The following is a 25,946-nucleotide window of genomic DNA, read 5'->3' as shown; positions in this document are numbered from 1 at the left end:
AGCGTCACTTCTGCTCTGCAAGCGCCTGCGCACAGGCCCAGGCGCTTGACCATGCCCACTGGAAGTTATATCCCCCCAGCCAGCCGGTGACGTCCATCACCTCGCCGATAAAGTAGAGTCCCGGTACGTTGCGTGCCTCCATTGTACGCGATGACAGCGCATGCGTATCGACGCCGCCGAGCGTCACCTCCGCCGTACGGTAGCCTTCGGTGCCGTTGGGCTGCACGCGCCAGCGGGTAAGGTTATCCACCAGCGTCTGCTGTTCACGACCGTTAAGCTGCTTTAGGGTCACGTCCGGGATCTGCCCCAGCTGCTGTAAGCACTCGATAAGCCGTTTCGGTAGCTGCATCGCCAGCGTATTCTTCAGGCTCTGGTTCGGATGGGCAGCGCGCTGGTCGCTCAGGAACGCATCCAGATCGCACTCCGGCAGCATGTTGATGATGACAAACTCACCGGGCTGCCAGTAGCTGGAGATTTGCAGCACCGCCGGACCCGAGAGGCCGCGGTGGGTGAAGAGCAGGCTTTCGCGGAACACCGTCCCGTCCTCTGCGGCGATCGTCGAGGGCACCGATACGCCGGAGAGGAGCGACAGCTGCTCCAGCAGCGGCTTGTGCAGGGTGAACGGCACCAGACCCGCCCGTGTTGGCAGCACCTTCAGGCCAAACTGCTCGGCAATTTTATAGCCAAACGGCGATGCACCCAGGCCAGGCATAGACAGGCCGCCGCTGGCAATCACCAGCTTGTTGGTGACCACGCTTTCGCCGTTGAGCTGTAGCGTGTAGCCTGCATCGTCGCGGGTGACGTCGAGCACCTCGCTGCGCAGGCGGGTGGTCACATTTCCCTTTGTGCATTCCGCCACCAGCAGATCAACAATCTGCTGCGCGGAGTCATCGCAGAAAAGTTGACCCAGCGTCTTCTCATGCCAGGCGATACCGTGCTTGCCAACGAGATCAATGAAATCCCACTGGGTATAGCGCGCCAGCGCGGATTTGCAAAAATGCGGGTTTTGGCTCAGATAGGCCGCAGGTTCGACATAAAGGTTAGTAAAGTTGCAGCGACCGCCGCCAGACATAAGAATTTTACGTCCGGGTTTCTTACCATTGTCCAGCAACAGCACCCGGCAGCCCGCCTGTCCGGCCATCGCCGCACAGAACATCCCCGCCGCGCCGGCCCCAATGATAACGGCATCAAACCTTTCCACACTCCATTCCTCTTCGCTAATCCGGCGCGGATTGTAAATTTTATGCGGTGGTCGCACCAGCGTAAATGGTAGTGAAAATGGTCATTTCTTTGAAATTTATGACATAATTATTTACTGCCCGTTACAGGAGCAGGATAAATATCAAAAAAAAGCTATATTTCACTTTGCCCCCGCTGCGAATGTCCATGATAATGCGCGGCGTTCATGACCTCAAAAATGGCGTAACGTCCTATGTTACATTTGTTTGCTGGCCTGGATCTTCATACCGGGTTGTTATTACTACTTGCTCTGGGTTTTGTGCTGTTCTACGAAGCGATTAACGGCTTCCATGACACAGCAAACGCAGTGGCAACCGTGATCTATACTCGCGCATTACGCTCGCAGATAGCGGTCGTCATGGCGGCACTCTTCAACTTCTTTGGCGTTCTGCTTGGCGGCCTGAGCGTAGCCTATGCCATCGTGCATATGCTACCGACGGATCTGCTGCTGAACGTTGGCTCCGCTCACGGCCTTGCGATGGTCTTCTCCATGCTGCTGGCCGCCATCATCTGGAACCTGGGTACCTGGTACTTTGGTCTTCCGGCCTCCAGTTCACACACGCTGATCGGTGCCATTATCGGGATTGGTTTAACCAACGCGCTGATGACCGGTACCTCGCTGGTGGATGCGCTGAACGTGCCGAAGGTCATCAACATCTTCGCTTCGCTGATCCTGTCGCCGATTGTCGGCCTGGTCTTTGCGGGCGGCCTGGTGTTTATCCTCCGTCGCTACTGGAGCAATACCAAGAAACGCGCCCGTATTCACCTCACTCCAGCCGAGCGTGAAAAGCAGGACGGCAAGAAAAAGCCGCCGTTCTGGACGCGTATCGCCCTGATCCTCTCTGCAATCGGCGTAGCCTTCTCGCACGGCGCGAACGACGGCCAGAAAGGCATCGGTCTGATTATGCTGGTCTTGATTGGCGTTGCGCCGGCAGGCTTCGTGGTGAACATGAATGCCTCCGGCTACGACATCACCCGTACCCGCGACGCGGTAAACAACGTTGAGACCTGGTTCCAACAGCATCCTGACCTGCTGCTGAAGGCCACCGGAGCCGATCCGGTTATCCCAACGCCAGAGCAGACCGTAGGCCCTAACGGCGAGTTCCACTGTCATGCAGGCCGCGCCGTCGTGGCGCTGGATCGCGCTAAAGCGATGCTGACCAATATCGAAAGCTATGACAAGCTGCCGATTGAGCAGCGCAGCCAGCTGCGCCGCATCATGCTCTGCATCTCTGATATCACCGATAAGGTGGCTAAGCAGCCGGAAGTGAGCGCTGACGATCAGCGTCTGCTGAAGAAGCTGAAAGGCGATATGCTGAGCACCATTGAGTATGCTCCGGTGTGGATCATCATGGCGGTGGCGCTGGCGCTGGGTCTGGGTACGATGATTGGCTGGCGCCGTGTCGCTACCACTATCGGCGAGAAGATCGGCAAGAAAGGCATGACCTACGCGCAGGGGATGTCGGCTCAGCTTACCTCCGCCGTCTCTATCGGCCTGGCGAGCTATACCGGAATGCCGGTGTCGACCACTCACGTTCTCTCTTCGTCAGTGGCGGGAACGATGATCGTGGACGGCGGCGGCCTGCAGCGTAAAACCGTGACCAACATCCTGATGGCCTGGGTGCTGACCCTGCCCGCTGCGATTTTCCTCTCCGGTGCGCTGTACTGGGTGGCGCTGCACCTGATTTAATCGGCTGCGTCATGTCGGGTGGCGCTACGCTAACCCGGCCTACGAATCGCACCCTCCTGTAGGCCCGGCAAGCAGAGCGCCGCCGGGCAAAACAAACAAAAAGCGGGCACCAGTGCCCGCTTTTTTATGCCTGAATGTCAGTGCCAAATCATCAGGGCGATCAGGCTGACCACCACCAGGCCGCAGAGGGCGCTGGTTAAAACAAAGTGGCGGCGGACCCGCTCACAGCGACGAATAAACTCATCGTCATGATGATCGCGATAGCGTTGGGCGTAGATATACCACACCAGACGCATCTGCTTACTGGGCTGGCCGTGCGAGGTAAAAAAGCCACCGCCATCCACGTACTGATAGAGCAACGGATCGCAACCACGCAGGACAACCAACAGTGCGCGTAGCGATGAGAAGTAACGGGCCATGTTAACCACACAAACGATGCACAAAGCCCAAAACAGCGCGACAGTGCTGACCATATCCCCTCCCCGGCGACTGCCCACGGAAAATAGACTCCAGGGCTGGCGCTCCTCGATTTCCGGCCAATGAGTTCTTTGAAGTGTGTACCAGAAGCCGACGTGGATCACAATTCTACATCCGAGCGGCTTATTTAATAGTGTAGGAGATCTGTTAATTTTTTCGCCACATCATCGATCTATATCAATGTCGTTACCGACATTTTTTGATGATCTAAACCGTGACCCAGCACAATTGACGACGGGTTTAGAGCGTTATAAGGTAGAAATATCTTCTACAATTAGATCCTTAAGGCCGGGCATCCCCCGCGCAATGGTACGCAGGACGCGGGATAGGCCGTAGCGCGAACGTGGCGGCTAAATCCAACGGTCATCGACAACTTATGGAAGGAGTAACTTCATGGCTTACAAACATATCCTTATCGCGGTCGATCTCTCTCCTGAGAGCAAGGTACTGGTAGATAAAGCCGTATCTATGGCACGCCCCTACAATGCAAAAATCTCGCTGATTCATGTCGATGTAAACTATTCCGATCTCTATACCGGACTGATCGACGTTAACCTGGGCGATATGCAAAAGCGTATCTCGGAAGAGACCCACAATGCGCTGGCTGAACTCTCGACTAACGCGGGCTATCCGATTACCGAAACCCTGAGCGGCAGCGGCGATCTGGGCCAGGTGCTGGTCGATGCCATCAAGAAATACGATATGGATCTGGTGGTCTGCGGCCACCATCAGGATTTCTGGAGCAAGCTGATGTCCTCTGCGCGTCAGCTTATCAACACCGTTCACGTTGATATGCTGATTGTTCCGCTGCGCGACGAAGACGACGAGTAGTCTGCGTCAGGCACGTTAAAACGCCTGCCTGTGCAGGCGTTTTTATTTCTCGCCCTTTCGTCCGGCGATCCACGCCTGCACCTCTACCACGAAGGTATCCGGTGCTTTGCGGTACATCTTGCGCGCCAAATCCAGAATCGTATGCTGGCTTAATGCCTCTTCCATACGCTGCTGCGCCATATCCATCACCGAACGTACGCCGCAAATCCCCTCGCAGGCCCACGCTGGCGGCTGTTCGTCAAAAATGACCAACCGCTGGCGAATTTCACGGCAGTCGAAAAGGCGTTTATCGCCATCAATCGCGTTTACGATGTCCAGTACCGTAATGTGCTCGGCAGGCTTTGCCAGCTGGAAGCCGCCCCCCTTGCCTTCACTACTGCGCACAAGACCGGCCTTTGATAGTCGGGTAAAGATTTTGGCGAGATAGTCATAAGGCACGCTTTGTAGATCGGCGATTTCACGCACGCTCATATCGCGGGCATCGCCTTTGCTGTCCACCATACACATCAGGCTATGGATGCCGTACTCAACCCCGGAACTGTAGAATGCCATTCTCTTATCTCAGCTAAAATCAATCTGAGTTATTTTAGCTTTTTCGCCTCTCTCGCGCCAGACAGACAGCATTATCTTCCCTCTTTATAAATTTTAATTAATTTAATATCAAAGAGATAACAAAGAAATTCCGCCCAAAACCGGATGAGAACATCGAATCACATTGCAATCTCTAACTACGACAAATAAAATCCGAGTAAATACATCGTAGTTACCAATGAGATAAACCCAATGCGTAAACAAATTGTGATTGTGGGTGCCGGCTTTGCCGGTATGTGGGCAGCGCTGAGTGCTGCGCGTCTGGCAGATATACATCAGCAGGCCGTTGATATTACTGTCATTGCACCGCAGCCAGAGCTACGCGTACGGCCACGCTTTTATGAGAAGCATGTCCAGACGCTGGTTGCACCGCTGCAGCCGTTATTTGACGTCACCGGGGTGAAATTTCTGCGCGGTACCGTTGAACGGATCCTACCGGGTTCTAAAGAAGTTAGCTGGCAAGATGCGAATGGCGAAAGCCATCTTATCGGCTACGATCGTCTGGTTCTTGCCAGCGGTAGTCACGTTAACCGCGATAGCGTACCGGGCGCCGTAGAGCACGCATTCGACCTTGATCGGCTGGAGAGCGCAGCAGAGCTGGAACTGCACCTGAAAGCGCTCGCTCAACAGCCAGAGAGCGAAACGCGAAACACAGTCGTTGTATGCGGCGGTGGTTTCACAGGGATTGAGATGGCGTTAGAGCTTCCGGGTCGCCTGCGAGAGATCCTGGGCAGTGATGCTAAGACCAGAGTTGTCGTAGTTGAGCGCGGGGCACAGCCGGGCGGGCGCTGGAGCAAAGAGCTGCGTGACGTGATTAGCGAAGCCTCTACCGAGCTGGGTGTAGAGTGGCTCGTTAATGCAGAAGTAGAGAGCGTGGACGCCTCTGGCGTGACGCTGAAAGATGGCCGGACTCTCGCGTCACAGACGGTTATCTGGACGGTTGGCGTACAGGCTAACGGTCTGACTACACAGATTGATGCGCCACGCGATCGTCTGGGACGCCTGCATGTGAATAGTGAACTTCAGGTTGTAGGGCACGACGATATATATGCTACCGGCGATGTGGCCTACGCCGCGACTGATGATAAAGGCAACCACGCGCTGATGACCTGCCAGCACGCCATTCTGCTGGGGAAATTCGCGGGGAACAACGCCGCGGCGAGCCTGCTGAATGTGGCACCGCTGCCGTATCGTCAGGAGACGTACGTTACCTGCCTGGATCTGGGCGCATGGGGCGCGGTGTATACCGAAGGGTGGGATCAACGGGTGAAGCTGACGCGTGAAGAGGCGAAGAAGCTGAAGATGTCGATTGTCAGCGAACTGATTTATCCACCGCTGGCTGAAAAGGCAACGGCGTTTAACATTGCCGATCCGCTGGCGCCGTTTGTTTGAGGTGGCGCTCACCCTGGCCCGCTTTCCGGCCAGGGTGAAGGTAAATTACGCCGGCGTGCCGGGGTAGATATCAAACCGGTGCCCTTTGGTGACCACCGCGTTTTGCGTGGCAACGTCTGCCAGCGGCGGCGCGTAATCAGGGCGCTTCACGACCACGCGCTTCGTTGCCAGCGCGCAGGCAGGCATTAGCAGACCATCGGCATCCAGGTCCGGTCCTACCAGCGACTGAAAGACCCGCATCTCCTTTTTCACCAGCGCACTCTTCTGCTTGTGCGGAAACATCGGATCGAGATAAACCACCTGTGGACGCGGAGAGATATCCGTCAGCGACGTCAGGCTTGAGGCGTGGATCAGCTGCAGGCGCTCCCGCAGCCAGGCACCGATTTCCGCATCGGCATAGCCGCGCGCGAGACCATCTTCCAGCAGCGCCGCCACCACCGGGTTGCGCTCCAGCATCCGCACCCGACAGCCGATGGCGGCCAGCACGAAGGCATCCCGGCCTAATCCTGCTGTAGCATCGACCACATCCGGCAGATAGCTGCCTTTCACGCCTACCGCCTTCGCCACCGCCTCGCCGCGACCCCCGCCAAATTTGCGCCGGTGCGCCATCGCGCCAGAGACAAAATCAACGAAGATACCGCCAAGCTTCGGCTCATCACGCTTGCGCAGCTCAAGGTGCTCCGTCGTCAGTGCCAGCGCCATCGGACTATCTTCGTCATGCTGCAAGCCAAAGCGGGACGCAAGACGCAATAAGGCACCGTCTCCGGTGCCTGTTTCATCTATTAAGCAGATTTTCACGCCGTGCTTAGCCCTTGATGCCGTAATGCGCCAGCATCGCGTCCAGTTGCGGCTCACGACCACGGAAGCGTTTGAACAGCTCCATCGGCTCTTCTGAACCACCACGGGTCAGAATGTGATCGAGGAAGTCCTGCCCGGTTTCGCGGTTGAAGATCCCCTCCTCTTCAAAGCGAGAGTAAGCATCCGCCGCCAGCACGTCGGCCCACAGGTAGCTGTAGTAGCCTGCCGCATAGCCGCCAGCAAAGATATGGCTGAAGGCGTGCGGGAAGCGTCCCCAGTTTGGACCCGGGATGACCGCCACCTGCGTCTTGATTTCGGCCAGGGTTTCGAGGATTTTCGCCCCCTGCTCCGGGCTGAACTCGGCGTGCAGACGGAAGTCGAACAGGCCAAACTCCAGCTGGCGCAGGATAAACAGCGCGGCCTGGTAGTTCTTCGCCGCCAGCATCTTATCCAGCAGGGTTTTCGGCAGCGGCTCGCCGGTCTCGTAGTGGCCGGAGATAAACGCTAGCGCGTCCGGCTCCCAGCACCAGTTCTCCATAAATTGGCTCGGTAGCTCGACGGCATCCCACGGTACACCGCTGATGCCTGCCACGCCCGGCACGGCGATCAGGGTCAGCATATGATGCAGGCCATGACCGAACTCGTGGAACAGGGTGATCACCTCATCGTGGGTGAACAGCGCCGGTTTGCCGCTGACCGGACGGTTGAAGTTACAGGTCAGGTAGGCGACCGGCTTCTGCAGCGAGCCGTCGGCTCTCAGCATCTGCCCAACGCAGTCATCCATCCATGCTCCGCCGCGCTTGTTCTCGCGGGCGTAGAGATCGAGATAGAAGCTGCCGCGCAGTTCGTTGCTTTCGTCATACAGCTCGAAGAAGCGCACGTCCGGATGCCAGACGTCGATATCCTTGCGCTCTTTGGCCGTGATGCCGTAGATGCGCTTAACCACTTCGAACAGGCCGTTAACAGCTTTGTTCTCCGGAAAATAGGGGCGCAGCTGCTCATCGCTGATGCTGTAGAGATGCTGCTTCTGTTTTTCACTGTAGTAAGCGATATCCCACGGCTGCAGCTCTTCTACGCCAAACTCGGCGCGAGCAAAGGCGCGCAGCTGCTCCAGCTCTTTTTCACCCTGCGGACGAGCACGTTTTGCCAGATCCATCAGGAAGTCCAGCACCTGCTGCGGATGCTCGGCCATCTTGGTGGCGAGAGATTTGTGGGCATAATTGTCAAAGCCCAGCAGCTGCGCCAGCTCGTGACGCAGGGCAAGGATCTCCGCCATCACCGGGCTGTTGTCCCACTTGCCGGCGTTCGGTCCCTGGTCGGAGGCGCGAGTGCTGTAGGCACGATAAAGCTCTTCACGCAGGGCCTGGTTATCGCAGTAGGTCATCACCGGCAGATAGCTTGGGATATCGAGGGTCAACAGCCAGCCCTCTTGCTCTTTGGCCTGCGCCTGAGCCTGAGCCTGTGCCAGGGCGCTCTCCGGCATGCCAGACAGCTCGGACTCATCGGTGATCAGTTTACTCCAGCCCATAGTGGCATCGAGCACGTTGTTGCTGTAGGTCGAACCCAGCTCGGAGAGGCGAGCGGCGATTTCGCCGTAGCGTTTCTGTTTCTCTTTCGGCAGGCCGATACCGGACAGTTCAAAATCACGCAGGGCGTTATCCACCGCTTTCATCTGCGCCAGATCCAGCACGGTATAGGCCTCGCCGTCGCGCAGGTTGCGATAGGCCTGGTAGAGCCCCTCATGCTGGCCCACCCAGGTGCTGTATTCAGAGAGCAGCGGCAGCGTCTGCTCGTAGGCTTCACGCAGCTCCGGGCTGTTCTGCACCGAGTTCAGGTGGCTGACCGGCGAGAAGATACGGCCCAGGCGATCGTCCACCTCTGCCAGCGGCTGGCAGAGGTTGTCCCAGGTGTAGGGTGCCCCTTGAGCTACCACGCGCTCTACCGCTTCGCGGCAATCCTCAAGCGCTTTCGTCACGGCGGGAACCACATGCTCAGGTTTAATCTGGGAAAACGGCGGCAAGTCGAAGGGCGTCAGTAATGGATTGGTCATAAGCGCTGTCCTGTAAAAATAATCGCAAGCGCTCGGGCGGCGCTCGTTCCTGTAAGGTCTAGCATGGGGTTTAGTGTAGTTAATTTCAATGCCGTACGTTGCGCTTTTGCGCCCCGGCAACAGCGCCGCTGCGGTAATTTGCCGCAATCTGCGGTAAACTATCGGCTATCTGTTTTTACTTCCCAGGATTGTTCCTTCCATGCTCAGTTATCGCCACAGCTTCCACGCCGGCAACCATGCCGACGTTTTAAAACACACCGTTCAGAGCCTGATCATTGAATCACTGAAAGAGAAGGAGAAACCCTTTCTCTATCTGGATACCCACGCAGGCGCGGGCCGTTATCAGCTGAGCAGCGAACATGCCGAGCGCACCGGCGAGTACCTGGAAGGCATCGCCCGTATCTGGCAGCAGGACGATCTGCCTGCCGAGCTGGAGCCGTACATCAGCGTGGTAAATCACTTTAACCGTAGCGGCCAGCTGCGCTACTACCCTGGCTCGCCGCTGATCGCCCGCCAGCTGCTGCGCGAGCAGGACAGCCTGCAGCTGACCGAGCTGCACCCGAGCGACTTTCCGCTGCTGCGCTCAGAGTTCCAGAAAGATAGCCGCACCCGCGTCGAGCGCGCCGACGGCTACCAGCAGCTGAAGTCCAAGCTGCCCCCGGTGTCACGCCGCGGCCTGATCCTGATCGACCCGCCCTACGAGATTAAAAGCGACTACCAGGCGGTGGTTCAGGGTATCAGCGAAGGCTATAAACGCTTTGCAACCGGCACCTACGCGCTGTGGTATCCGGTGGTGATGCGCGCGCAGATCAAACGCATGTTAAAAGAGCTGGAAGCCACCGGCATCCGCCGTATTTTGCAGATTGAGCTGGCGGTGCGCCCGGATAGCGACCAGCGCGGCATGACCGCATCCGGCATGATTGTTATCAACCCACCGTGGAAGCTGGAGCAGCAGATGAACAGCGTCCTGCCGTGGCTGCACAGCAAGCTGGTTCCGGCCGGCACCGGCCATACGCTGGTAAACTGGGTCGTACCAGAGTAATCACAGCCATCGGTGGAACCTTAAGGGCATCGCGTTACACTCAAAGCAAAAATTCACTAAGGAAACGTTATGACTAAGCACTACGACTACATCGCCATTGGCGGCGGCAGCGGCGGTATTGCGTCTATTAACCGTGCGGCCATGTACGGCCAGAAATGTGCTCTGATTGAAGCGAAAGAGCTGGGCGGAACCTGCGTGAACGTGGGCTGCGTGCCGAAAAAAGTGATGTGGCATGCCTCGCAGATTGCCGAGGCGGTCAACCTCTACGGCCCGGACTACGGCTTTGACGCCACCATCAACAACTTTGACTGGCAGCGCCTGGTTGCCAGCCGCACGGCCTATATTGACCGCATTCACAGCTCCTATGAGAACGTGCTGGGTAAAAATAACGTGGATGTGATCCGCGGTTTTGCCCGCTTTGTCGATGCTAAGACCGTTGAGGTCAACGGCGAGACCCTCACCGCCGACCATATTCTGATCGCCACCGGTGGGCGTCCGAGCTACCCGGATATCCCTGGCGTTGAGCACGGCATCGACTCCGACGGCTTTTTTGAGCTGACCGCCCTGCCGAAACGCGTTGCGGTTGTTGGGGCAGGCTATATCGCCGTTGAGCTGGCAGGCGTGCTGCACGGCCTGGGCGCAGAGACGCACCTGTTCGTGCGTAAGCATGCCCCGCTGCGCAGCTTCGATCCGCTGATCGTCGAGACGCTGGTTGAGACAATCATGGCCGACGGTCCGTCGCTTCATACCAACGCCACGCCGAAAGCCGTGGTGAAAAACAGCGACGGTAGCCTGACGCTGGAGCTGGAGGATGGCCGTAGCGAGACCGTTGACTGCCTGATCTGGGCGATTGGCCGCGAACCCGCCACTGACACCTTCAACCTGGCGGTTACCGGGGTGAAAACCAACGATAAAGGCCACATCATCGTCGATAAGTTCCAGAACACTAACGTTCCAGGAATTTATGCGGTCGGTGATAACACCGGTGCGGTTGAGCTGACGCCGGTTGCGGTGGCGGCAGGCCGTCGTCTTTCAGAGCGTCTGTTCAACAACAAGCCGGACGAGCATCTGGACTACAGCAATATTCCTACCGTGGTCTTTAGCCATCCGCCTATCGGCACCGTCGGCCTGACCGAGCCGCAGGCCCGCGAGCAGTACGGCGACGACCAGGTGAAGGTCTACACCTCCTCCTTTACCGCCATGTACACCGCCGTCACCCTGCACCGCCAGGCGTGCCGAATGAAGCTGGTCTGCGTTGGCCCGGAAGAGAAGATTGTCGGCATTCACGGCATCGGCCAGGGCATGGATGAGATCCTGCAGGGCTTCGCCGTCGCGCTGAAGATGGGCGCAACGAAAAAAGACTTTGATAACACCGTGGCGATCCACCCTACGGCGGCAGAAGAGTTTGTGACGATGCGTTAAGAGTTAAAGAAAGGCTTACTGTCTTTTTAAATAGTATCGTACTATCCGCACGGTTTTTTAAACCCGTGCGGGCATATCTTACATATCGTTTTCAATAACGTAGCCGAAAGATTTAAACCGCGTAATTAATTTATGTAATGATCCAATGCTTCATTGATTGCTATGACAATCACCTTACCGGAAGGAAGCTCAAATCTTTCTGCATGGAAAGGTCGGGCAGTTTGGAACACGGAAATTTTTTGCAAAACATTGATCGTTTACTCGCCAATTTACAAAGTCCATACTTTCCTTGCGTGTTCAATAACAACATGAGGAAAAAGGAAAAATGCCAATACCAGCGTATTTATGGCTGAAGGACGACGGTGGCGCAGACATCAAAGGTTCTGTCGATGTAAAAGACCGTGAGGGCAGTATTGAGATTATCAGCCTATCGCATGGACTCAATCTTCCGGTTGATAGTGCCAGTGGCAAAATTACCGGTACGCGTCAGCACTCATCGATGATGTTTGAGAAGGAGATAGACAGTTCTTCCCCTTACTTCAACCGCGCCGTGGCAACAGGCCAGGCACTGAAAAGCGCGGAGTTTCGTTTCTACCGGATAAATTACTCGGGCCAGGAAGAGTGTTACTACAAAATCATCCTGGAGAACGTGAAGGTGACAAGCGTGAATACAGCTATCCCGAATACTAAACTTTCCAGTTCGCAGATTAACCACGTCGAGCATGTCAGTTTGAATTATGAAAAAATCACTTGGCACTACATGGACGGGAACGTACAGTACGCCGATGCTTGGAACGAGCGTAAGACGGCTTAAAAAATGCGCCGTCAGCGGCGCACTTTTCTGATTATCCCCATTGAGAGCAGATACCCTACCACGGCGAACGCGAAAGAGCTGACCACCCAAGTCAGTACCCATAAATCGTCGAAATTTTCCTGACTAGAGTATCCATATACCCATTGTGCAAAACGCTCAGAGGTGTACAGACTGATAAATTTTTCAGGGTAGATAATGTGCAAGCCGATATAGAACAGTCCGATAAACCAAGCGATTTTCGCCAGCCTACGAGCAAGTGTTATAGCCATTGTTCACGACCTCAATCATGCCGTATGCCTTCAAATCCTTCATGCAGGGCACGTCGATTTGTTGGGTCGCAAGCAGAGCGTTACGCAAGGTACGGAAGTCGGCATTACTCACGAGGGTAATGCAGCCGTCGGAGAGTACGCCGGGATGGAGGCGGAAGTGTTGGCGCTTAACACCTTCGGTCCAGAGCGTATCATCAATGTTCCAGTCGTTCGGGTACAGCGCAAACCATTCATCGCGTCTGAACTCTGCGCCGCTGTTAAATTTGTTGTACGTGTCTTTTATGTAAGCAATACCCTTTGAAATACTTCCACCACCTCCGCGGCTCACAATCCAGTATCGTCCTTCCGGCAATGGGCCATCACCGGCAGCAGTTCCTGAAAACTTGCCGCATCCTCCCCGATTTTTATAAGCGCCGTTGCCCGAGAACGCCATAAACGTACCAACACCGGGAAAGGATAGCGGCGCAATATTCGCACCATTTAAAAGCATTGTTCCGTTAAGAGCCATTCGCTAATCCCTCATTATTTTGTGGGTTTAGTTTACAAGGCATGTGACCATTTTTTAACAAACAAAACGTAATTGATTATTAAGGAGTCGGTTTAGGAAACGGTGACTCTCTACGTTAAGAGTATTTATTAATCACGGCGGGTGCCTAACTCACGCTTCAAATGACTCGTTAACAGGTCTCATAAGGGCTACAATAGAGACTAGTTAACCAGTCTCGAAGAGGTTTCTACCATGCCACATGCTATTTTGAGTGATACCAGCGCCAGCGTCAGCGAACTAAAAAAAAACCCAATGGCAACGGTGAGTGCTGGCGAGGGGTTTCCAGTCGCGATCCTTAACCGCAACCAGCCAGCGTTCTACTGTGTTCCTGCGGAGCTGTATGAAAAAATGCTAGATGCCCTGGACGATCACGAGTTAGTGAAGCTAGTAAACGAACGCAGCAGTCAGCCGCTTGTCGATATAGATCTGGACAGCTACCTATGACCTATAGCGTCAAATTCAGGGAAGATGCACAGAAGGAGTGGCTAAAGCTAGACAGATCGCTCCAGCAACAATTCGCAAAAAAGCTGAAGAAATGCTGTGAAAACCCTCATATTCCTTCAGCAAAGCTGAACGGTTTAAAAGATTGCTACAAGATCAAACTACGGGCCTCAGGCTTTCGTCTGGTTTATCAGGTCCTTGATGAGGTTTTGATTATTGTTGTTGTAGCCATAGGGAAACGTGAACGCAGCAACGTTTATAACCTGGCCAGCGCGAGAATGAAGTAAACCTGTTTACGGAGCAGTGAAACCTCTTTCTTGCTCCCGAGGCCCGGAGTATGATCTCAGTTACAACAATAGGGTTACAGCTCAGGGGAAAGCGATGGACTACCGTTGGTTAAACGCTCTGCATATTATGGCGGGCGTGATTTGGCTGGGCGGCATTTTTGTGATGGCAGTGATTATCGTGGCCTGGTCGCAGAGCCGCAGCGCGGTGGCAAAAGGGGGGAGCGATCCCTTGCTGGAGTATGCGCGCCGCTGGAACCGATTCGTCACTTCACCCGCAATGATCCTGCTGTGGGCTTTTGGTATCGCGCTGATTGTAAAGGGCGACTGGCTGCTGCCGCTCTGGTTAGGTATTAAGCTGGCGGTACTAGTATTCCTTTCGGCGGTTCACGGCATGCTGTCGGCCTCGCTGCGCAGGTTAGCGACGGGCGAGACATCCTCAGCCCCACTGCTGGCGCGTAATGCCGCATGGCTCACCGTCGTGGCCGTTATCATCGTGGTGGCTTTAGCGGTGGTTAAGCCTTTTAGCGGTTAAAAAATTATCTTGATTGCTCTGAAAATGCAGTTTGTTTAGGCAGGCTGCAATGTCACGATTTTGTAATAAAAAACAAAAAGTTAAACCGATTTGCTTTACAAATTAGTGCTTATAATTGTGATCTTGCGCACAGTTTGTACTTCATTCCCAATGCCAAATGACTAAACTTTAATCTTATAAAACAACCGGGAAAACACCCGACTCTTTTTACGACGCCATCCGGAGGTCGCCACTCTATGTTCAACCAGAAACTACAGCTTGCTGATTCTGTCGAATTCGAGATCGAGGAGAAGATCCGCTACGAGACCGATCCTTGCGAATTAAAACTGGATGAAATGATCGAGGCGGAACCGGAACCGGAGATGATCGAGGGGCTGCCCGCATCTGACGCGCTGACCCCCGCCGATCGTTATCTGGAACTCTTCGAGCAGGTACAGTCGTCGGGCCTCTTTGCCGACAGCAAGACCTTTCCTGACTGTGCGCCGAGAATGGATCCGCTCGATATCCTTATCCGCTATCGTCGTATCAAACGCAGACCTGACTTTGACCTGCGCCAGTTTGTCTCACGGCATTTCTGGCTCCCGCAGCAAATAGACAGTCAGTATGTCTCTAATCCAGAAAACTCGCTGAAGGAGCATATCGACCAGCTGTGGCCAGTGCTGACCCGCGAGCCGCAGGATCATATTCCCTGGTCGTCGCTGCTGGCGCTGCCGCAGGCCTATATTGTGCCCGGCGGACGATTCAGTGAGACCTACTACTGGGACTCCTACTTTACCATGCTGGGGCTGGCCGAAAGCGGCCGTAACGATCTGCTGAAGTGTATGGCGGATAACTTTGCATGGATGATTGAAAAATATGGGCACATCCCAAACGGCAACCGAACCTACTATCTGAGCCGCTCTCAGCCGCCGGTGTTCGCGCTGATGGTGGAGCTGTTCGAAGAGGACGGCGTGCGCGGTGCGCGGCGCTACTATGAGCACCTGCTGATGGAGTACGCCTTCTGGATGGATGGCGCTGAATCGCTGAACCTTAACCAGGCCTATCGTCATGCCGTGCGTATGCCTGATGGCTCTCTGCTCAACCGCTACTGGGACGATCGCGATACGCCCCGAGATGAGTCATGGATCGAAGACGTGGAAACCGCGAAGCATTCGGGCCGTCCACCAAACGAGGTCTACCGCGATCTGCGCGCCGGGGCGGAGTCCGGCTGGGACTACTCTTCCCGCTGGCTGCGGGACACGCAGCGTCTGGCCAGTATCCGGACGACGCAGTTTATCCCTATCGATCTGAACGCTTTCCTGTTCAAGCTCGAGAGCACCATCGCTAATCTCTCTGGCCTGAAGGGCGATCGCGAAGGCGAGGCGATGTTCCGCCAGCGCGCCAGCGATCGCCGGGCAGCGGTGAACCGCTACCTGTGGGATGAGGAGAAAGGCTGCTACCGCGACTATGACTGGCGGCGCGGCGAGCAGGCTCTCTTCTCAGCAGCGAGCATCGTGCCGCTCTACGTTGGTATGGTCACCCATGAGCAGGCCGATCGGATAGCCGTGGCGGTACGTGAACGCCTGTTGACGCCGGGCGGCATGATGGCCACCGAGTATGAGACCGGTGAGCAGTGGGATAAACCTAACGGCTGGGCACCGCTGCAGTGGATGGCTATCCAGGGCTTTAAGCTCTATGGTAACGATGCGCTGGGGGATGAAATTGCCCATAGCTGGCTTCATACTGTTAACGTTTTCTATCAGCAGCACTACAAGCTGATTGAGAAGTACCATATCGCAGGCGGTACGCCGCGCGAGGGTGGCGGCGGTGAGTATCCGTTGCAGGACGGTTTTGGCTGGACCAACGGTGTAGCACGTCGCCTGATCGGGCTTTACGGGGAGCCGTAGCGCCCCCCTGTTTATCAACGCATAGCCCGTTAGCGGATAACGTTATAGATCGCAGTCTGGATTGCCAGCCACTGGCGGGTGCTCTCATCAGGCTGCGCTTTATGCCGTATTTTTGCCTGCTCGGTTTCATAGCGCTGTCGCTCTACCACGGGTGGACTGGTGCAGAAGGCGTGCAGGTAATCTTTCCGTTGCCCGGTAAGCTTTTCCCCGTTTAACATGGCGTGACCGAGCGTAGTCGTAAAGCGACGGCAGGGCCGTGGTTCATCCATCTGTAGCTTATAGCGCAGCAGCAGAGTCAGCACCTCGTCATTCCCCACCGAAAGCGCCTGCTCGGTCCAGGAGAGCTTCCAGTCCATTCCCCCTTTCAGGAACAGCTGTGCGACACGGGTATCGTTACGATCAATCGCCGAGCGAAGGTTGCTCTCATCCCAGGTGATGCCCATTCGCGTGAGCTGCATGCGTGAGGTCGGCGTAGTATGTTCGTTTTCCGTATCGGTTAATATCTGCGTCTGGGCCGGAGGCTCGCTTACCGCCCGTGCGGGTGGGGTGCTGTTTATCATTATGAAGCCGCCCCCCATCATCATCAGCACCATCACGCCAACCGCACCCCAGAGAATGCCTGAGACCAGGCGAATACGCTGCTCCGGCGTGCGGACGGCACGGCGCTCGGGTCGCTCAATGTCTTCACCTACTTCGAAAATATCCCCTCCCGCCCCGGCCTTTTTAACCGTTCGCGCTTTAAACGCATTCAGTTCGTCCACGTCGGTAGTCAACAAGCTGGCCGGGTTAACGGTGGTGCGGCCCTCATTGAAGGCGCGTTGCACCGGTGTGGCGAGCTGCGGATAGTAGGTGTCCAGCAGAGTAAGCTGGATGGCAGAGAGGGGTTTCTGTGCGGTAAGGGTGTTGCGGATCTGGCGAATATCATCAAGAAAGGTTTGCAAGGTCTTGCGCGGATCAGCAAACAGCGTCAGTAGCGAACTGTCGTTAAACAGCGGAGCGTAGTGGCGAGAGAACTCTTTTTTATCCACCAGCATCAGCGCCAGCTCGCTAAACAGCATTCCGCTGAGCACGTCGTTACGCTCTCCTAGCTTTAACCAACGGCGCACGCGATCCTGGCCAAACTGGGTTTTTAGATGGTTACGCAGCTTGATGCCGTCCGGCCAGGCAGCATAGACCAGCCCGCTCATCATCTGCTCCAGGGCGCGAAGCTGAGCCAGCCCCTTGAGCTGCGCTTCGCCGTTTACCGTCTCCGTTGAGGTAGGATAGGTCAGCAGAGGCTGCTGCAGGCGGAGATGCTCCAGGGCAGCGACAAAGCGCAGCGCGGCAATCAGCTGGTTTTCGCTAACGTCCTGGCCGCTTTCATACTGCGGAACCAGCTGCTGAAGGTGGCGCAGCTGCATGGTGAACTGCGTAAGCTCGGCGTCGTTGAGCTTTAGTCGCTGTGCTACCGCACCCCAGCCGCCGAGGCCCAGACGAGCGTTTTCCAACTGCTCCAGAAACCAGCGCGGATCTTTACCTTCGCTAACGCGAACGTCCAGCAGTAACAAAATTTCAATAGACGCCTGGCGAATAATTCCGATGCAGGTTTCGAATTGTTCGCGGTTCCTGAGCGATGTGCTGTATGTCATTATTTTCCCTTAACCACAATTAACGAAAGTTAATGCCAGCCGTCTACGCAGCTTATTTTATCTTAGATTCCAGTTAGTTAGATAATAGGCCACTTTAAATTAAATATCAGTGATGCAGGTAATAAAAGACGAAGTGAAATAAAACAGAGCATTCCTTATCCACAGCGGAATTTCCTATGCCAGGCTTAGTACAGAGGTATCTGAGGCACATGCGAAAGGAGTATCTATGAAGAAAATGTTACTTGCCGCCACGGTGGCCGCCCTATTCACCCTCCCGGCACTGGCCGAAGACTCCCCAGGGCTGAATACGGATAAAGCACCACCGCCGCCACATAAGCTCGACGATGGCTATCGCGGCATTGAAGATGCCCGGACCATGAACATTAAACAGGCGCTGGAGCTGCACGACGGTGGTTCCGTCTCGCTACGCGGGAACCTGATCGCTAAAAAAGGTAACGATATCTACACCTTCCGCGACAAAACGGGTGAGATTGACGTCTATATTCCGATGGCGGTTTTTGCCGAGCGCGATGTTAGCCCGGATCAGCTGGTAGGCATCAGCGGCTCGCTGGACAAGAAACAGAAGCCGCCGCGGATCAAAGTACACCATTTCCAGAAAGAGTAACCCGCTTTGTAGGCCGGGCCAGCGCTAGCGCCGCCCGGCGTTTTTATCTCTATAAGAACATCCCGCCCGAGACCTCAACGCGCTGGGCATTCATCCATGCCAGCTCATCGCTCAGCAGCGCCGCTATCGCGTTGCCGATATCATCCGGTAGGCCAGTGCGTCCCAGCGCCGTTTGCGAGGCGACAAACTGGTTGAGCTGCGCGTCATCACGTACCCGTCCGCCGCCAAAATCGGTTTCAATAGCGCCGGGTGCAATGATATTTACCGAGATACCCCGCGCGCCCAGCTCTTTTGCCTGATAGCGGGTTAACACCTCCATTGCCCCTTTCATCGCCGCATAGGCCGCATAGCCTGGCAGAGCAAAGCGTGCCAGCCCACTTGAGACGTTCAGGATCCGTCCGCCATTTTTAATCAGCGGCAGCAGATGTTGGGTAAGAAAGAACGGCCCCTTAAAATGGATGTTCACCAGCTGGTCAAACTGTGCCTCGGTGGTCTCAGCAAAGGATGCGTTCAGGCCGATTCCGGCATTGTTTATTAAATAATCAAAGGTGTCGCGCTGCCAGGTCTGTTTCAGGCAATCCTGCACCTGTCTGGCCACGTTTTCGAAGCTAGCGCTATCGCCGACGTCGAGCTGCAACGCCACAGCCTTCGCGCCTTTCAGCTCAATTTCACGTACCACGTCCAGAGCATCTTCCTGACGACTATTCCACGTCAGAATAATGTCCACGCCTTTTTCAGCCAGCTTCAATGCGGCATTTTTTCCCAATCCACGGCTGCCGCCAGTCACTAATGCAATACGATGCGTCATAAGAAACCTCATTTCTGATGGTGGATGATTGAGAAAGAGCTTATTAGGTGGTAGATAAACAATAAAGCCTGGCGAATACGCTTCACTGTTTCATTCATAACAACAATAGGTGGCAGGGATGGATAAAATTTACGCAATGCAGCTTTTCGTCCGCGTCGCAGAGCTGGCAAGCTTTTCTCGCGCCGCCGACTCCCTTGGCGTGCCGAAAGGGAGCGTATCGCGCCAGGTTCAGACTCTGGAGAACCACCTCGGTACGCAACTGCTGCACCGGACCACGCGCCGGGTTCAGCTCACCCAGGACGGTATGGTTTATTACGAGCGCGCTAAAGATCTGCTCTCTAATCTTGACGAGCTGGACGGTCTGTTTATCCACGATCCCGCCAGCATCAGCGGCAAGCTGCGGGTGGACATGCCCGTGGGCGTGGCGCGCAATCTGGTCATCCCACGCCTGCCCGCCTTTGTGCAGCAGTATCCCGGCATTGAGATAGAACTCAGCAGCAGCGACCGGCTGGTGGATGTGATCCGCGAAGGCTTTGACTGCGTGGTACGCGTTGGCACGCTGAAAGATTCCGGGCTGATCGCCCGCTCGCTGGGTAAACTGGCGGTGGTCAACTGCGCCAGCCCCGGCTATCTCGAACGTTTTGGCTACCCGGAGACGCTGGAGGATCTCTCCTCTCACGCAGTGGTGCATTACGCTGTTCACCTTGGCACGCGGCCGCAGGGCTTTGAGCTTTACCAGGATAACACCACGCGCTGGATCAAGACCGGTGGCATTCTGACGGTCAACAGCACCGAGACCTATCATGCAGCGTGCCTGGCGGGGCTGGGGATTATCCAGGTGCCGCGTACCGGCGTGCGTGATGCTCTGCGCCAGGGCACGCTGGTGGAGATCCTGCCCCAGTACCGCGCCGAGCCGATGCCGGTCTCGCTGATCTATCCCCATCGCCGCAACCTCTCCCGGCGGATACACCTGTTTATGGAGTGGCTGGCAAGCGTGATGAAGGATTACGTCGATTCACCCGCTTAGGTGATGAGGGTCTATAATTTGCGGTACATCACGCTAAGCAGAGAAGGAAGCCGTACTGATGACCCCGGAAAATAGCGCCAAGCGACCTGTCCCGCACCTGGACTACGAGCCTGTTAAAAAGGTCGATACTACCGATAAGCCTGAGTCTGAGTCAGAGCCGCTGCTGAGCGGTAAGGCAGAGGGCGTGGTGGAGACGGTCACCGAAGCGGCGGAGAAGATCCAGCGCCGGCCGATGATTGCGCATCTGATCCGCGCGACGGAGCGCTTCAATGACCGGATGGGCAACCAGTTTGGGGCAGCCATCACCTACTTCTCGTTCCTGTCGATGATCCCCATTCTGATGGTGTCGTTTGCCGCAGCGGGTTTTGTGCTGGTCTCCCACCCCACCCTGCTGCAGGATATCTTCAATAAGATCCTGCTCAACGTCAGCGACCGCACCCTGGCCGATACCCTGCGCAATACGATAAAAACTGCCGTAGAGCAGCGTACTACCGTAGGTATTGTCGGTCTGGCCGTCGCGCTCTACTCGGGTATTAACTGGATGGGCAACCTGCGCGAGGCGATCCGCGCCCAGTCCCGGGACGAGTGGGAGCGTACGCCCCAGGACAGTGAGAAGATCTGGGTAAAATATTTCCGCGACTTTATCTCCCTGATTGGCCTGCTGGTGGCGCTGGTGATCACCCTCTCCATCACCTCTATCGCCGGTGCGGCGCAGGAGATGATTATCTCTGCACTCTATCTGGACTACATCGGCTGGCTTAAACCGGTCTGGCATCTGATTGGCCTGGCGATCTCTATCTGCGCTAACTTCCTGCTCTTCTTCTGGATCTTCTGGCGCCTGCCGCGCCACCGCCCACGCAAGAAGGCATTGATTCGCGGGACGCTGATTGCCGCCGTCGGCTTTGAGGTGATTAAGCTCATCATGACCTGGACCCTGCCTTCGCTGGTAACCTCCCCGTCAGGTGCGGCGTTTGGTTCGGTGCTCGGTATTATGGCCTTCTTCTACTTCTTCGCCCGTCTGACGCTGTTCTGCGCAGCGTGGATCGCCACCGCGCAGTATAAAGACGACGTGAAAATGCCAGGCAAAGAGACCCTTTAACCACACTACTGGGCTGAATCAAAAAGCAAAGTTTCGGCCCAATTCCTCATTTCAGCATTAAAAACCAGTCCGTAACTTTTATTTAACCAAAAACTGGTTTTTAATGCTGATATTCAATTTCTGTGAAGCATTTCATAGATGCGAAAACTCAGGCACGAAAATTATTCACTTTTTGCCGTTTTTATCGCCACCTGCCCGTCTTGTTACAGATTGAAATGTCGCTTTTGCTGTGCGTAATATGGCCCTTCGTTCGCCCAAAATAAGAAAATTCTATGCAAGCTACCGCCACAACGCTCAATCACGAACAGGAAAGCCCTCCGGTCAACTCGCGTAATAAAGTTGTCATCGCCTCGCTCATTGGTACGGCGATTGAGTTTTTCGACTTCTATATTTACGCCACCGCAGCGGTCATCGTCTTTCCGCACATCTTCTTCCCGCAAGGGGATCCGACGGCTGCTACGCTACAGTCGCTGGCGACCTTCGCCATCGCCTTTGTGGCGCGTCCGATCGGCTCTGCGGTGTTTGGTCACTTTGGCGATCGCGTCGGGCGTAAAGCCACGCTGGTGGCATCCCTGCTGACGATGGGGATCTCTACCGTGCTGATCGGCCTGCTGCCGAGCTACGCTACCATCGGTATCTTTGCTCCCCTGCTGCTGGCGCTGGCGCGCTTTGGCCAGGGTCTGGGCCTTGGCGGTGAGTGGGGCGGCGCGGCGCTGCTGGCCACCGAAAACGCCCCGGCCCGCAAGCGTGCGCTCTACGGCTCCTTCCCGCAGCTCGGCGCGCCGATCGGCTTCTTCTTTGCCAACGGTACCTTCCTGCTGCTCTCCTGGCTGCTGACCGACGAGCAGTTTATGGCGTGGGGCTGGCGCGTGCCGTTTATCTTCTCCGCCGTACTGGTGCTGATCGGCCTCTACGTTCGCGTCTCTCTGCATGAGTCGCCGGTATTTGCCAAAGTCGCCGCCGCCAAGAAGCAGGTGAAGATCCCGCTGGGGACGCTGCTGACCAAGCACATGCGCGTCACCGTGCTCGGGACCTTTATCATGCTGGCGACCTACACGCTGTTCTACATTATGACCGTCTACTCCATGACCTACAGCACGGCACCTGCGCCGGTGGGCCTTGGATTACCGCGTAATGAAGTGCTGTGGATGCTGATGCTGGCGGTCATTGGCTTTGGCGTGATGGTGCCGATTGCTGGCCTGCTGGCGGACGCCTACGGCCGTCGCAAGAGCATGATCGTGATCACCTCGCTGATCATTATCTTTGCGCTGTTTGTCTTCCCGCCGCTGCTGGGCTCAGGTAGCCCGGCGATGGTAATGGCCTATCTGCTGATTGGTCTGAGCCTGATGGGACTGACCTTTGGTCCGATGGGTGCGCTGCTGCCGGAGCTGTTCCCGACCGAAGTACGCTACACCGGCGCATCGTTCTCCTATAACGTCTCGTCCATTCTGGGTGCATCGGTGGCGCCGTACATTGCCGCCTGGCTGACCGCCAACTACGGCCTGTTCTACGTCGGCGTCTACCTGGCGGCGATGGCAGCCCTGACGCTGATCGCCCTGGTGCTGACCCACGAAACCAAAAACCAGTCTCTTTAAGCATAAAAAAGCCCGGTAGCGTAAGCGCCGCCGGGCGTAGCATCATACGTTCCGGAATCGCCGGGTGGCGGCTACGCCTTACCCGGCCTACGTGGAGTGCGGTGCAGTTTCTCAGAACCGCCAGTTCAGGCTCACCACAAATACCGAAGGGAAAATGATCCCTGATTCCACACCAAAATGATTGGTAAAATTATACTGAACCGCATGATAGATATAGGGTGCAAAACCCACTCCGGTGATATTTTTAAAGGAGTGATAGATGCCCTCATCACCGCATTTGCTGAACTCATCAAAAAAGAATTCGCCGGTATAACCGTAAATACCCTTAAAAACAATGTTACCCTTTTCCGCCCAATCTTTTCTGACGCCAAGAGAGAGGCAACGATCCCCGTAGCTGTTTCTCATTGTCCCGACGAGCAAACTGTAATCAGGATGGTCAGGGAGTTTTTTTTCAACCGAATAAAATTCATTATCAAACTTCTCCGTGTATTGACCATGATTCCCAAGCAGATGGTAGACAAATGAGCCAGTGTTAAAAGAGATGGTATGGTCGGCCTGCGTGCAAGTAGTGGCCAACAGGAAAGTCGCTGCAGAAATGTTAAAATAGCTAAGGCGTGAAGGCATTGTGACGCAATATCTGAAGTGATGTAATACTGTATTAGCGTAGCAGATAGAGAGTTATCCAATCCAGCCCGGTGTGCGCGAGCGCCACCGGGCTTTTTTATCCTGCTTTCCTGCTTACTTCTTCATTTGAGACAAGATGTTCCGGCACTGATTCTCCTGTCCTTCCGACGGAGAGATGAGCGCCAGCAGCGCTGCGGCCGGGGTCACCAGCGTCGCCAGCGCTGCCGCTACCGCACCGCGGGCGATCAGCGGGCCGGCCTTCACGCCCGCCTGTGGATCCTTGAAGCTACCACGCACGTAGAGCGGCGAGCGCAGGGTCACGATACGGATCCCCTTGCTCTCCGGGTTGATGGTGAGATCGAGCTGCTCCGAGGCAAAGCTGGCGGTCCCGGTGACGTTAATGATCGCGTTCTCGGTATCGAAGGCGAAGATCTGCGGACGTGCCACACCGTTGACCAGGTTCAGGTTGGCGGCGGCGCAGTTTACGCGCACCTCATCGTCACCGAAAATCTGTCCGACGATAAAGTTCCCGACGTTAAGACCGAGGATCTCCATCAGGTTACGGCTGACCACGCCATCGTTCATCAGCAGTTTCAAATTGCCGTTGCTTGTGCCAAGCAGCGCGGCTATGGAGTTACCCGTGCCGCGGAAATCCGCATCGCCGTTCATCTCACCGATGGTTTTCTGCATCAGCTCCACGTCCGGCATCAGCTCTTTCAGCTTCAGACGACGGGCCTGGATATCCGCCCGCCCCTGCATCGGCTTCTTATCCCCCTCAAGGTGGATATTGGAAGAGATGGTGCCCCCCGCCAGGCCAAACTTCAGCGGCTGGAGGCGCAGGTCGGCGTTTTTCAGGATGATATGGGTCGAGAGGTCGCTGATCGGCAGAGAGCTACCGTGCTCAATACGCCGCCCCTTAAAGCGCACGTCGGCATCCATCGTATCCCACTTATCGGTTTCGAAACGATCGTAGGGCAGCACTTTGCCTGCGGGCTGATTGGTCTTCTCGCCCTTCTTCTCTTCAGAACGTTTCGACTTCTCAGCCCCTTTTCCAGAGTCGACACCGATCAGCGGGCCTAAATCCGCCAGACGCAGCTGGCGCGACTCGAGATCGCCTTCCAATTTGGGCCGAGGCTTACCGGTGGTATAGGTCAGAGAGCCATGAATATCGCTGTCGCCGATGCGGCCGTTAAAGCCTCGGTAGTCATAGACAGAGCTCTTTTCAGCGTCGATTTTTGCCACCAGCCGTCCGTCGGTCTCAAACGGTGGCGTATCCGGCAGCAGTACGCCGGTCAGATCGTACAGCTCACCCAGCGAGTTACCGGCAAACTTCAGCTTAAGGTCGACCCCGCCCATCTTCATCGGGTCGCTCACCGTGCCGGAGAAGGCCACGCGGGTATTACCGGAGCGGAAATCAGCCTGCACCGGGAACGGCGTGCCTTCACTGCGCAGCGCCAGCATGCCGCCAATTTTACCCGTGCCGGTCACCTGCTGGCCGTTGTAGCGCCCCTGCGCCTTGAGGCCAAACACGTAGTCGCCAACCTTGGCACTCTTCTCTTTGCTGCTGCCGGTCACTTCGCTAAACGGCAGCGGCTTGCCAAGCGGGTCGATCAGGATCTCAACGTCGGCCTTGCTGACCTTATCATCGACCGCTACACGGCCCTGATCGAAAAGTATATTGTCGAGGCGGAAGGACCAGGCCGAAGGCGGCGCATCCTCATCTTTCGGTTCATCGCTGCCCGCCAGGTTGAAGGTCCAGTTGTTGGTTTTTTCCGACAGGCGGATCAGACGGGCGTCCGGCTTCTCAAATTTCACCCACGGTAGGTACACGGTTTTGGTCAGCAGCGCCAGCGGTGCCAGCGTCGCCTCTACCCGTGGCAGGTGTACCATCGTGATCTCAGGGATATCAGGCGGGTTGCCAAGGACTACATCCTCGGCATGCACGTGCGGCCACGGCACCCAGCTGCGCCAGCCGGTCTCCTGCTTCTGTCGCTCCCAGACAACGCCTAAATCGCCGCGTATCGCAAAGGGACGATTCAGCTCGGTGGAGACCTTCTCATTGATAGTGGGTTTAAGCCGGTTCCAGTCAAACGTCGCGATAATGATGATAGCCACCACGATCAGCAACAAAAGCGTTCCCAAGACGGCAATGATTGCCTTGCTTGTTCTTGTCATGCTTGCATCCTTCCATTCTTGCCTTGCCTGTCATAAAGATAGCTGAGCCTGAGGGAA

25 protein-coding genes are annotated in these 25,946 nt (G+C 55.8%); 14 read left to right on the top strand and 11 right to left on the bottom strand.

The genetic code is table 11. The features are described 5' to 3' along the window. Positions 1 to 4: 4 nt before the first annotated feature. Complete coding sequence (locus RTX96_RS06160) at positions 5 to 1,201, bottom strand: NAD(P)/FAD-dependent oxidoreductase (protein WP_312670555.1); 1,197 nt, start codon at positions 1,199 to 1,201, stop codon at positions 5 to 7. 231 nt (positions 1,202 to 1,432) lie between these two features. On the opposite strand from RTX96_RS06160, the gene pitA reads away from it, so the two are divergent. Continuing rightward, a complete protein-coding gene (pitA, locus tag RTX96_RS06155; protein WP_103820395.1) occupies positions 1,433 to 2,929 on the top strand; it encodes an inorganic phosphate transporter PitA in 1,497 nt (498 codons plus the stop codon). A 137-nt stretch (positions 2,930 to 3,066) separates the two neighbouring features. Here pitA and uspB read toward each other — a convergent pair whose 3' ends face one another. Further along, a complete protein-coding gene (gene uspB, locus RTX96_RS06150; protein WP_042394150.1) occupies positions 3,067 to 3,402 on the bottom strand; it encodes a universal stress protein UspB in 336 nt (111 codons plus the stop codon). A gap of 397 nt (positions 3,403 to 3,799) precedes the next feature. Between uspB and uspA the strand changes: the two genes are divergently transcribed. Beyond that, positions 3,800 to 4,237 carry a universal stress protein UspA gene (gene uspA / locus RTX96_RS06145; protein ID WP_103820396.1) on the top strand — a complete coding sequence of 146 codons (438 nt, stop codon included), beginning with the start codon at positions 3,800 to 3,802 and terminating at the stop codon, positions 4,235 to 4,237. A gap of 42 nt (positions 4,238 to 4,279) precedes the next feature. Here the strand turns inward: uspA and RTX96_RS06140 are convergent, their stop codons facing one another. Continuing rightward, positions 4,280 to 4,789, bottom strand: coding sequence for an RrF2 family transcriptional regulator (locus tag RTX96_RS06140; protein WP_103820397.1), 510 nt, complete (start codon positions 4,787 to 4,789; stop codon positions 4,280 to 4,282). A gap of 231 nt (positions 4,790 to 5,020) precedes the next feature. On the opposite strand from RTX96_RS06140, the gene RTX96_RS06135 reads away from it, so the two are divergent. Beyond that, entirely contained in the window at positions 5,021 to 6,220 is a 1,200-nt protein-coding gene (locus RTX96_RS06135) for an NAD(P)/FAD-dependent oxidoreductase (protein WP_312670552.1), read from the top strand. Between the two features lie 45 nt (positions 6,221 to 6,265). Here the strand turns inward: RTX96_RS06135 and rsmJ are convergent, their stop codons facing one another. Both rsmJ and prlC read right to left on the bottom strand, forming a co-directional pair. Beyond that, positions 6,266 to 7,018 (bottom strand): 16S rRNA (guanine(1516)-N(2))-methyltransferase RsmJ, encoded by a 753-nt coding sequence (rsmJ, locus tag RTX96_RS06130; RefSeq protein WP_103820399.1) that lies wholly within the window; start codon positions 7,016 to 7,018, stop codon positions 6,266 to 6,268. Between the two features lie 7 nt (positions 7,019 to 7,025). Further along, entirely contained in the window at positions 7,026 to 9,068 is a 2,043-nt protein-coding gene (gene prlC, locus RTX96_RS06125) for an oligopeptidase A (RefSeq protein ID WP_268106114.1), read from the bottom strand. 199 nt (positions 9,069 to 9,267) lie between these two features. Between prlC and RTX96_RS06120 the strand changes: the two genes are divergently transcribed. From RTX96_RS06120 to RTX96_RS06110, 3 genes are all read left to right on the top strand, one after another. Further along, positions 9,268 to 10,110, top strand: a complete 843-nt coding sequence (locus tag RTX96_RS06120; protein ID WP_103820401.1) for a 23S rRNA (adenine(2030)-N(6))-methyltransferase RlmJ — start codon at positions 9,268 to 9,270, stop codon at positions 10,108 to 10,110. A 69-nt stretch (positions 10,111 to 10,179) separates the two neighbouring features. Next, the gene (gene gorA, locus RTX96_RS06115) at positions 10,180 to 11,532 is read left to right on the top strand and encodes a glutathione-disulfide reductase (protein ID WP_312670548.1); all 1,353 of its coding nucleotides are present in this window, start codon (positions 10,180 to 10,182) and stop codon (positions 11,530 to 11,532) included. Between the two features lie 325 nt (positions 11,533 to 11,857). Then, a complete protein-coding gene (locus tag RTX96_RS06110; protein ID WP_312670547.1) occupies positions 11,858 to 12,346 on the top strand; it encodes a type VI secretion system tube protein TssD in 489 nt (162 codons plus the stop codon). An 11-nt stretch (positions 12,347 to 12,357) separates the two neighbouring features. Here RTX96_RS06110 and RTX96_RS06105 read toward each other — a convergent pair whose 3' ends face one another. Both RTX96_RS06105 and RTX96_RS06100 read right to left on the bottom strand, forming a co-directional pair. Next, the gene (locus tag RTX96_RS06105) at positions 12,358 to 12,615 is read right to left on the bottom strand and encodes a hypothetical protein (RefSeq protein WP_312670546.1); all 258 of its coding nucleotides are present in this window, start codon (positions 12,613 to 12,615) and stop codon (positions 12,358 to 12,360) included. Next, positions 12,593 to 13,123, bottom strand: coding sequence for a DUF2778 domain-containing protein (locus RTX96_RS06100; protein WP_312670544.1), 531 nt, complete (start codon positions 13,121 to 13,123; stop codon positions 12,593 to 12,595). The genes RTX96_RS06105 and RTX96_RS06100 overlap by 23 nt, the downstream gene beginning before the upstream one ends. 231 nt (positions 13,124 to 13,354) lie before the next feature. Between RTX96_RS06100 and RTX96_RS06095 the strand changes: the two genes are divergently transcribed. The 4 genes from RTX96_RS06095 to RTX96_RS06080 all read left to right on the top strand — a co-directional run bounded on the left by RTX96_RS06095 (position 13,355) and on the right by RTX96_RS06080 (position 16,308). Continuing rightward, positions 13,355 to 13,606, top strand: coding sequence for a type II toxin-antitoxin system Phd/YefM family antitoxin (locus RTX96_RS06095; protein WP_312228077.1), 252 nt, complete (start codon positions 13,355 to 13,357; stop codon positions 13,604 to 13,606). Continuing rightward, positions 13,603 to 13,890: a type II toxin-antitoxin system RelE/ParE family toxin gene (locus RTX96_RS06090; protein WP_312670543.1), complete on the top strand. Its 288-nt coding sequence runs from the start codon at positions 13,603 to 13,605 to the stop codon at positions 13,888 to 13,890. The genes RTX96_RS06095 and RTX96_RS06090 overlap by 4 nt, the downstream gene beginning before the upstream one ends. 94 nt (positions 13,891 to 13,984) lie before the next feature. After that, on the top strand, positions 13,985 to 14,422 hold the full coding sequence (locus RTX96_RS06085) for a CopD family protein (protein WP_312670542.1): 438 nt from the start codon (positions 13,985 to 13,987) through the stop codon (positions 14,420 to 14,422). A gap of 236 nt (positions 14,423 to 14,658) precedes the next feature. Next, positions 14,659 to 16,308, top strand: coding sequence for an alpha,alpha-trehalase (locus tag RTX96_RS06080; protein ID WP_103820404.1), 1,650 nt, complete (start codon positions 14,659 to 14,661; stop codon positions 16,306 to 16,308). 29 nt (positions 16,309 to 16,337) lie between these two features. Here the strand turns inward: RTX96_RS06080 and RTX96_RS06075 are convergent, their stop codons facing one another. Further along, positions 16,338 to 17,936 (bottom strand): STY4199 family HEPN domain-containing protein, encoded by a 1,599-nt coding sequence (locus tag RTX96_RS06075; RefSeq protein WP_103820405.1) that lies wholly within the window; start codon positions 17,934 to 17,936, stop codon positions 16,338 to 16,340. A gap of 226 nt (positions 17,937 to 18,162) precedes the next feature. Between RTX96_RS06075 and RTX96_RS06070 the strand changes: the two genes are divergently transcribed. Further along, positions 18,163 to 18,561, top strand: a complete 399-nt coding sequence (locus RTX96_RS06070) for a YdeI family stress tolerance OB fold protein (RefSeq protein WP_103820406.1) — start codon at positions 18,163 to 18,165, stop codon at positions 18,559 to 18,561. 49 nt (positions 18,562 to 18,610) lie between these two features. Here RTX96_RS06070 and RTX96_RS06065 read toward each other — a convergent pair whose 3' ends face one another. Continuing rightward, a complete protein-coding gene (locus tag RTX96_RS06065) occupies positions 18,611 to 19,369 on the bottom strand; it encodes an SDR family NAD(P)-dependent oxidoreductase (protein WP_103820407.1) in 759 nt (252 codons plus the stop codon). Between the two features lie 118 nt (positions 19,370 to 19,487). On the opposite strand from RTX96_RS06065, the gene RTX96_RS06060 reads away from it, so the two are divergent. From RTX96_RS06060 to RTX96_RS06050, 3 genes are all read left to right on the top strand, one after another. After that, positions 19,488 to 20,396: a LysR family transcriptional regulator gene (locus tag RTX96_RS06060; protein WP_312670541.1), complete on the top strand. Its 909-nt coding sequence runs from the start codon at positions 19,488 to 19,490 to the stop codon at positions 20,394 to 20,396. Between the two features lie 58 nt (positions 20,397 to 20,454). After that, entirely contained in the window at positions 20,455 to 21,495 is a 1,041-nt protein-coding gene (yhjD, locus tag RTX96_RS06055) for an inner membrane protein YhjD (protein ID WP_312268438.1), read from the top strand. 272 nt (positions 21,496 to 21,767) lie between these two features. Then, complete coding sequence (locus RTX96_RS06050; protein WP_103820410.1) at positions 21,768 to 23,090, top strand: MFS transporter; 1,323 nt, start codon at positions 21,768 to 21,770, stop codon at positions 23,088 to 23,090. A gap of 111 nt (positions 23,091 to 23,201) precedes the next feature. Here the strand turns inward: RTX96_RS06050 and RTX96_RS06045 are convergent, their stop codons facing one another. After that, entirely contained in the window at positions 23,202 to 23,714 is a 513-nt protein-coding gene (locus RTX96_RS06045) for a hypothetical protein (RefSeq protein WP_103820411.1), read from the bottom strand. Positions 23,715 to 23,828: 114 nt separating this feature from the next. Beyond that, positions 23,829 to 25,889, bottom strand: a complete 2,061-nt coding sequence (locus RTX96_RS06040) for an AsmA family protein (RefSeq protein ID WP_312670540.1) — start codon at positions 25,887 to 25,889, stop codon at positions 23,829 to 23,831. Between the last annotated feature and the right edge of the window lie 57 nt (positions 25,890 to 25,946).

Source organism: Pseudescherichia sp. (genome assembly GCF_032052675.1).
Classification (GTDB): domain Bacteria; phylum Pseudomonadota; class Gammaproteobacteria; order Enterobacterales; family Enterobacteriaceae; genus Pseudescherichia.
This window is presented reverse-complemented; position numbering and strand designations above follow the sequence as displayed.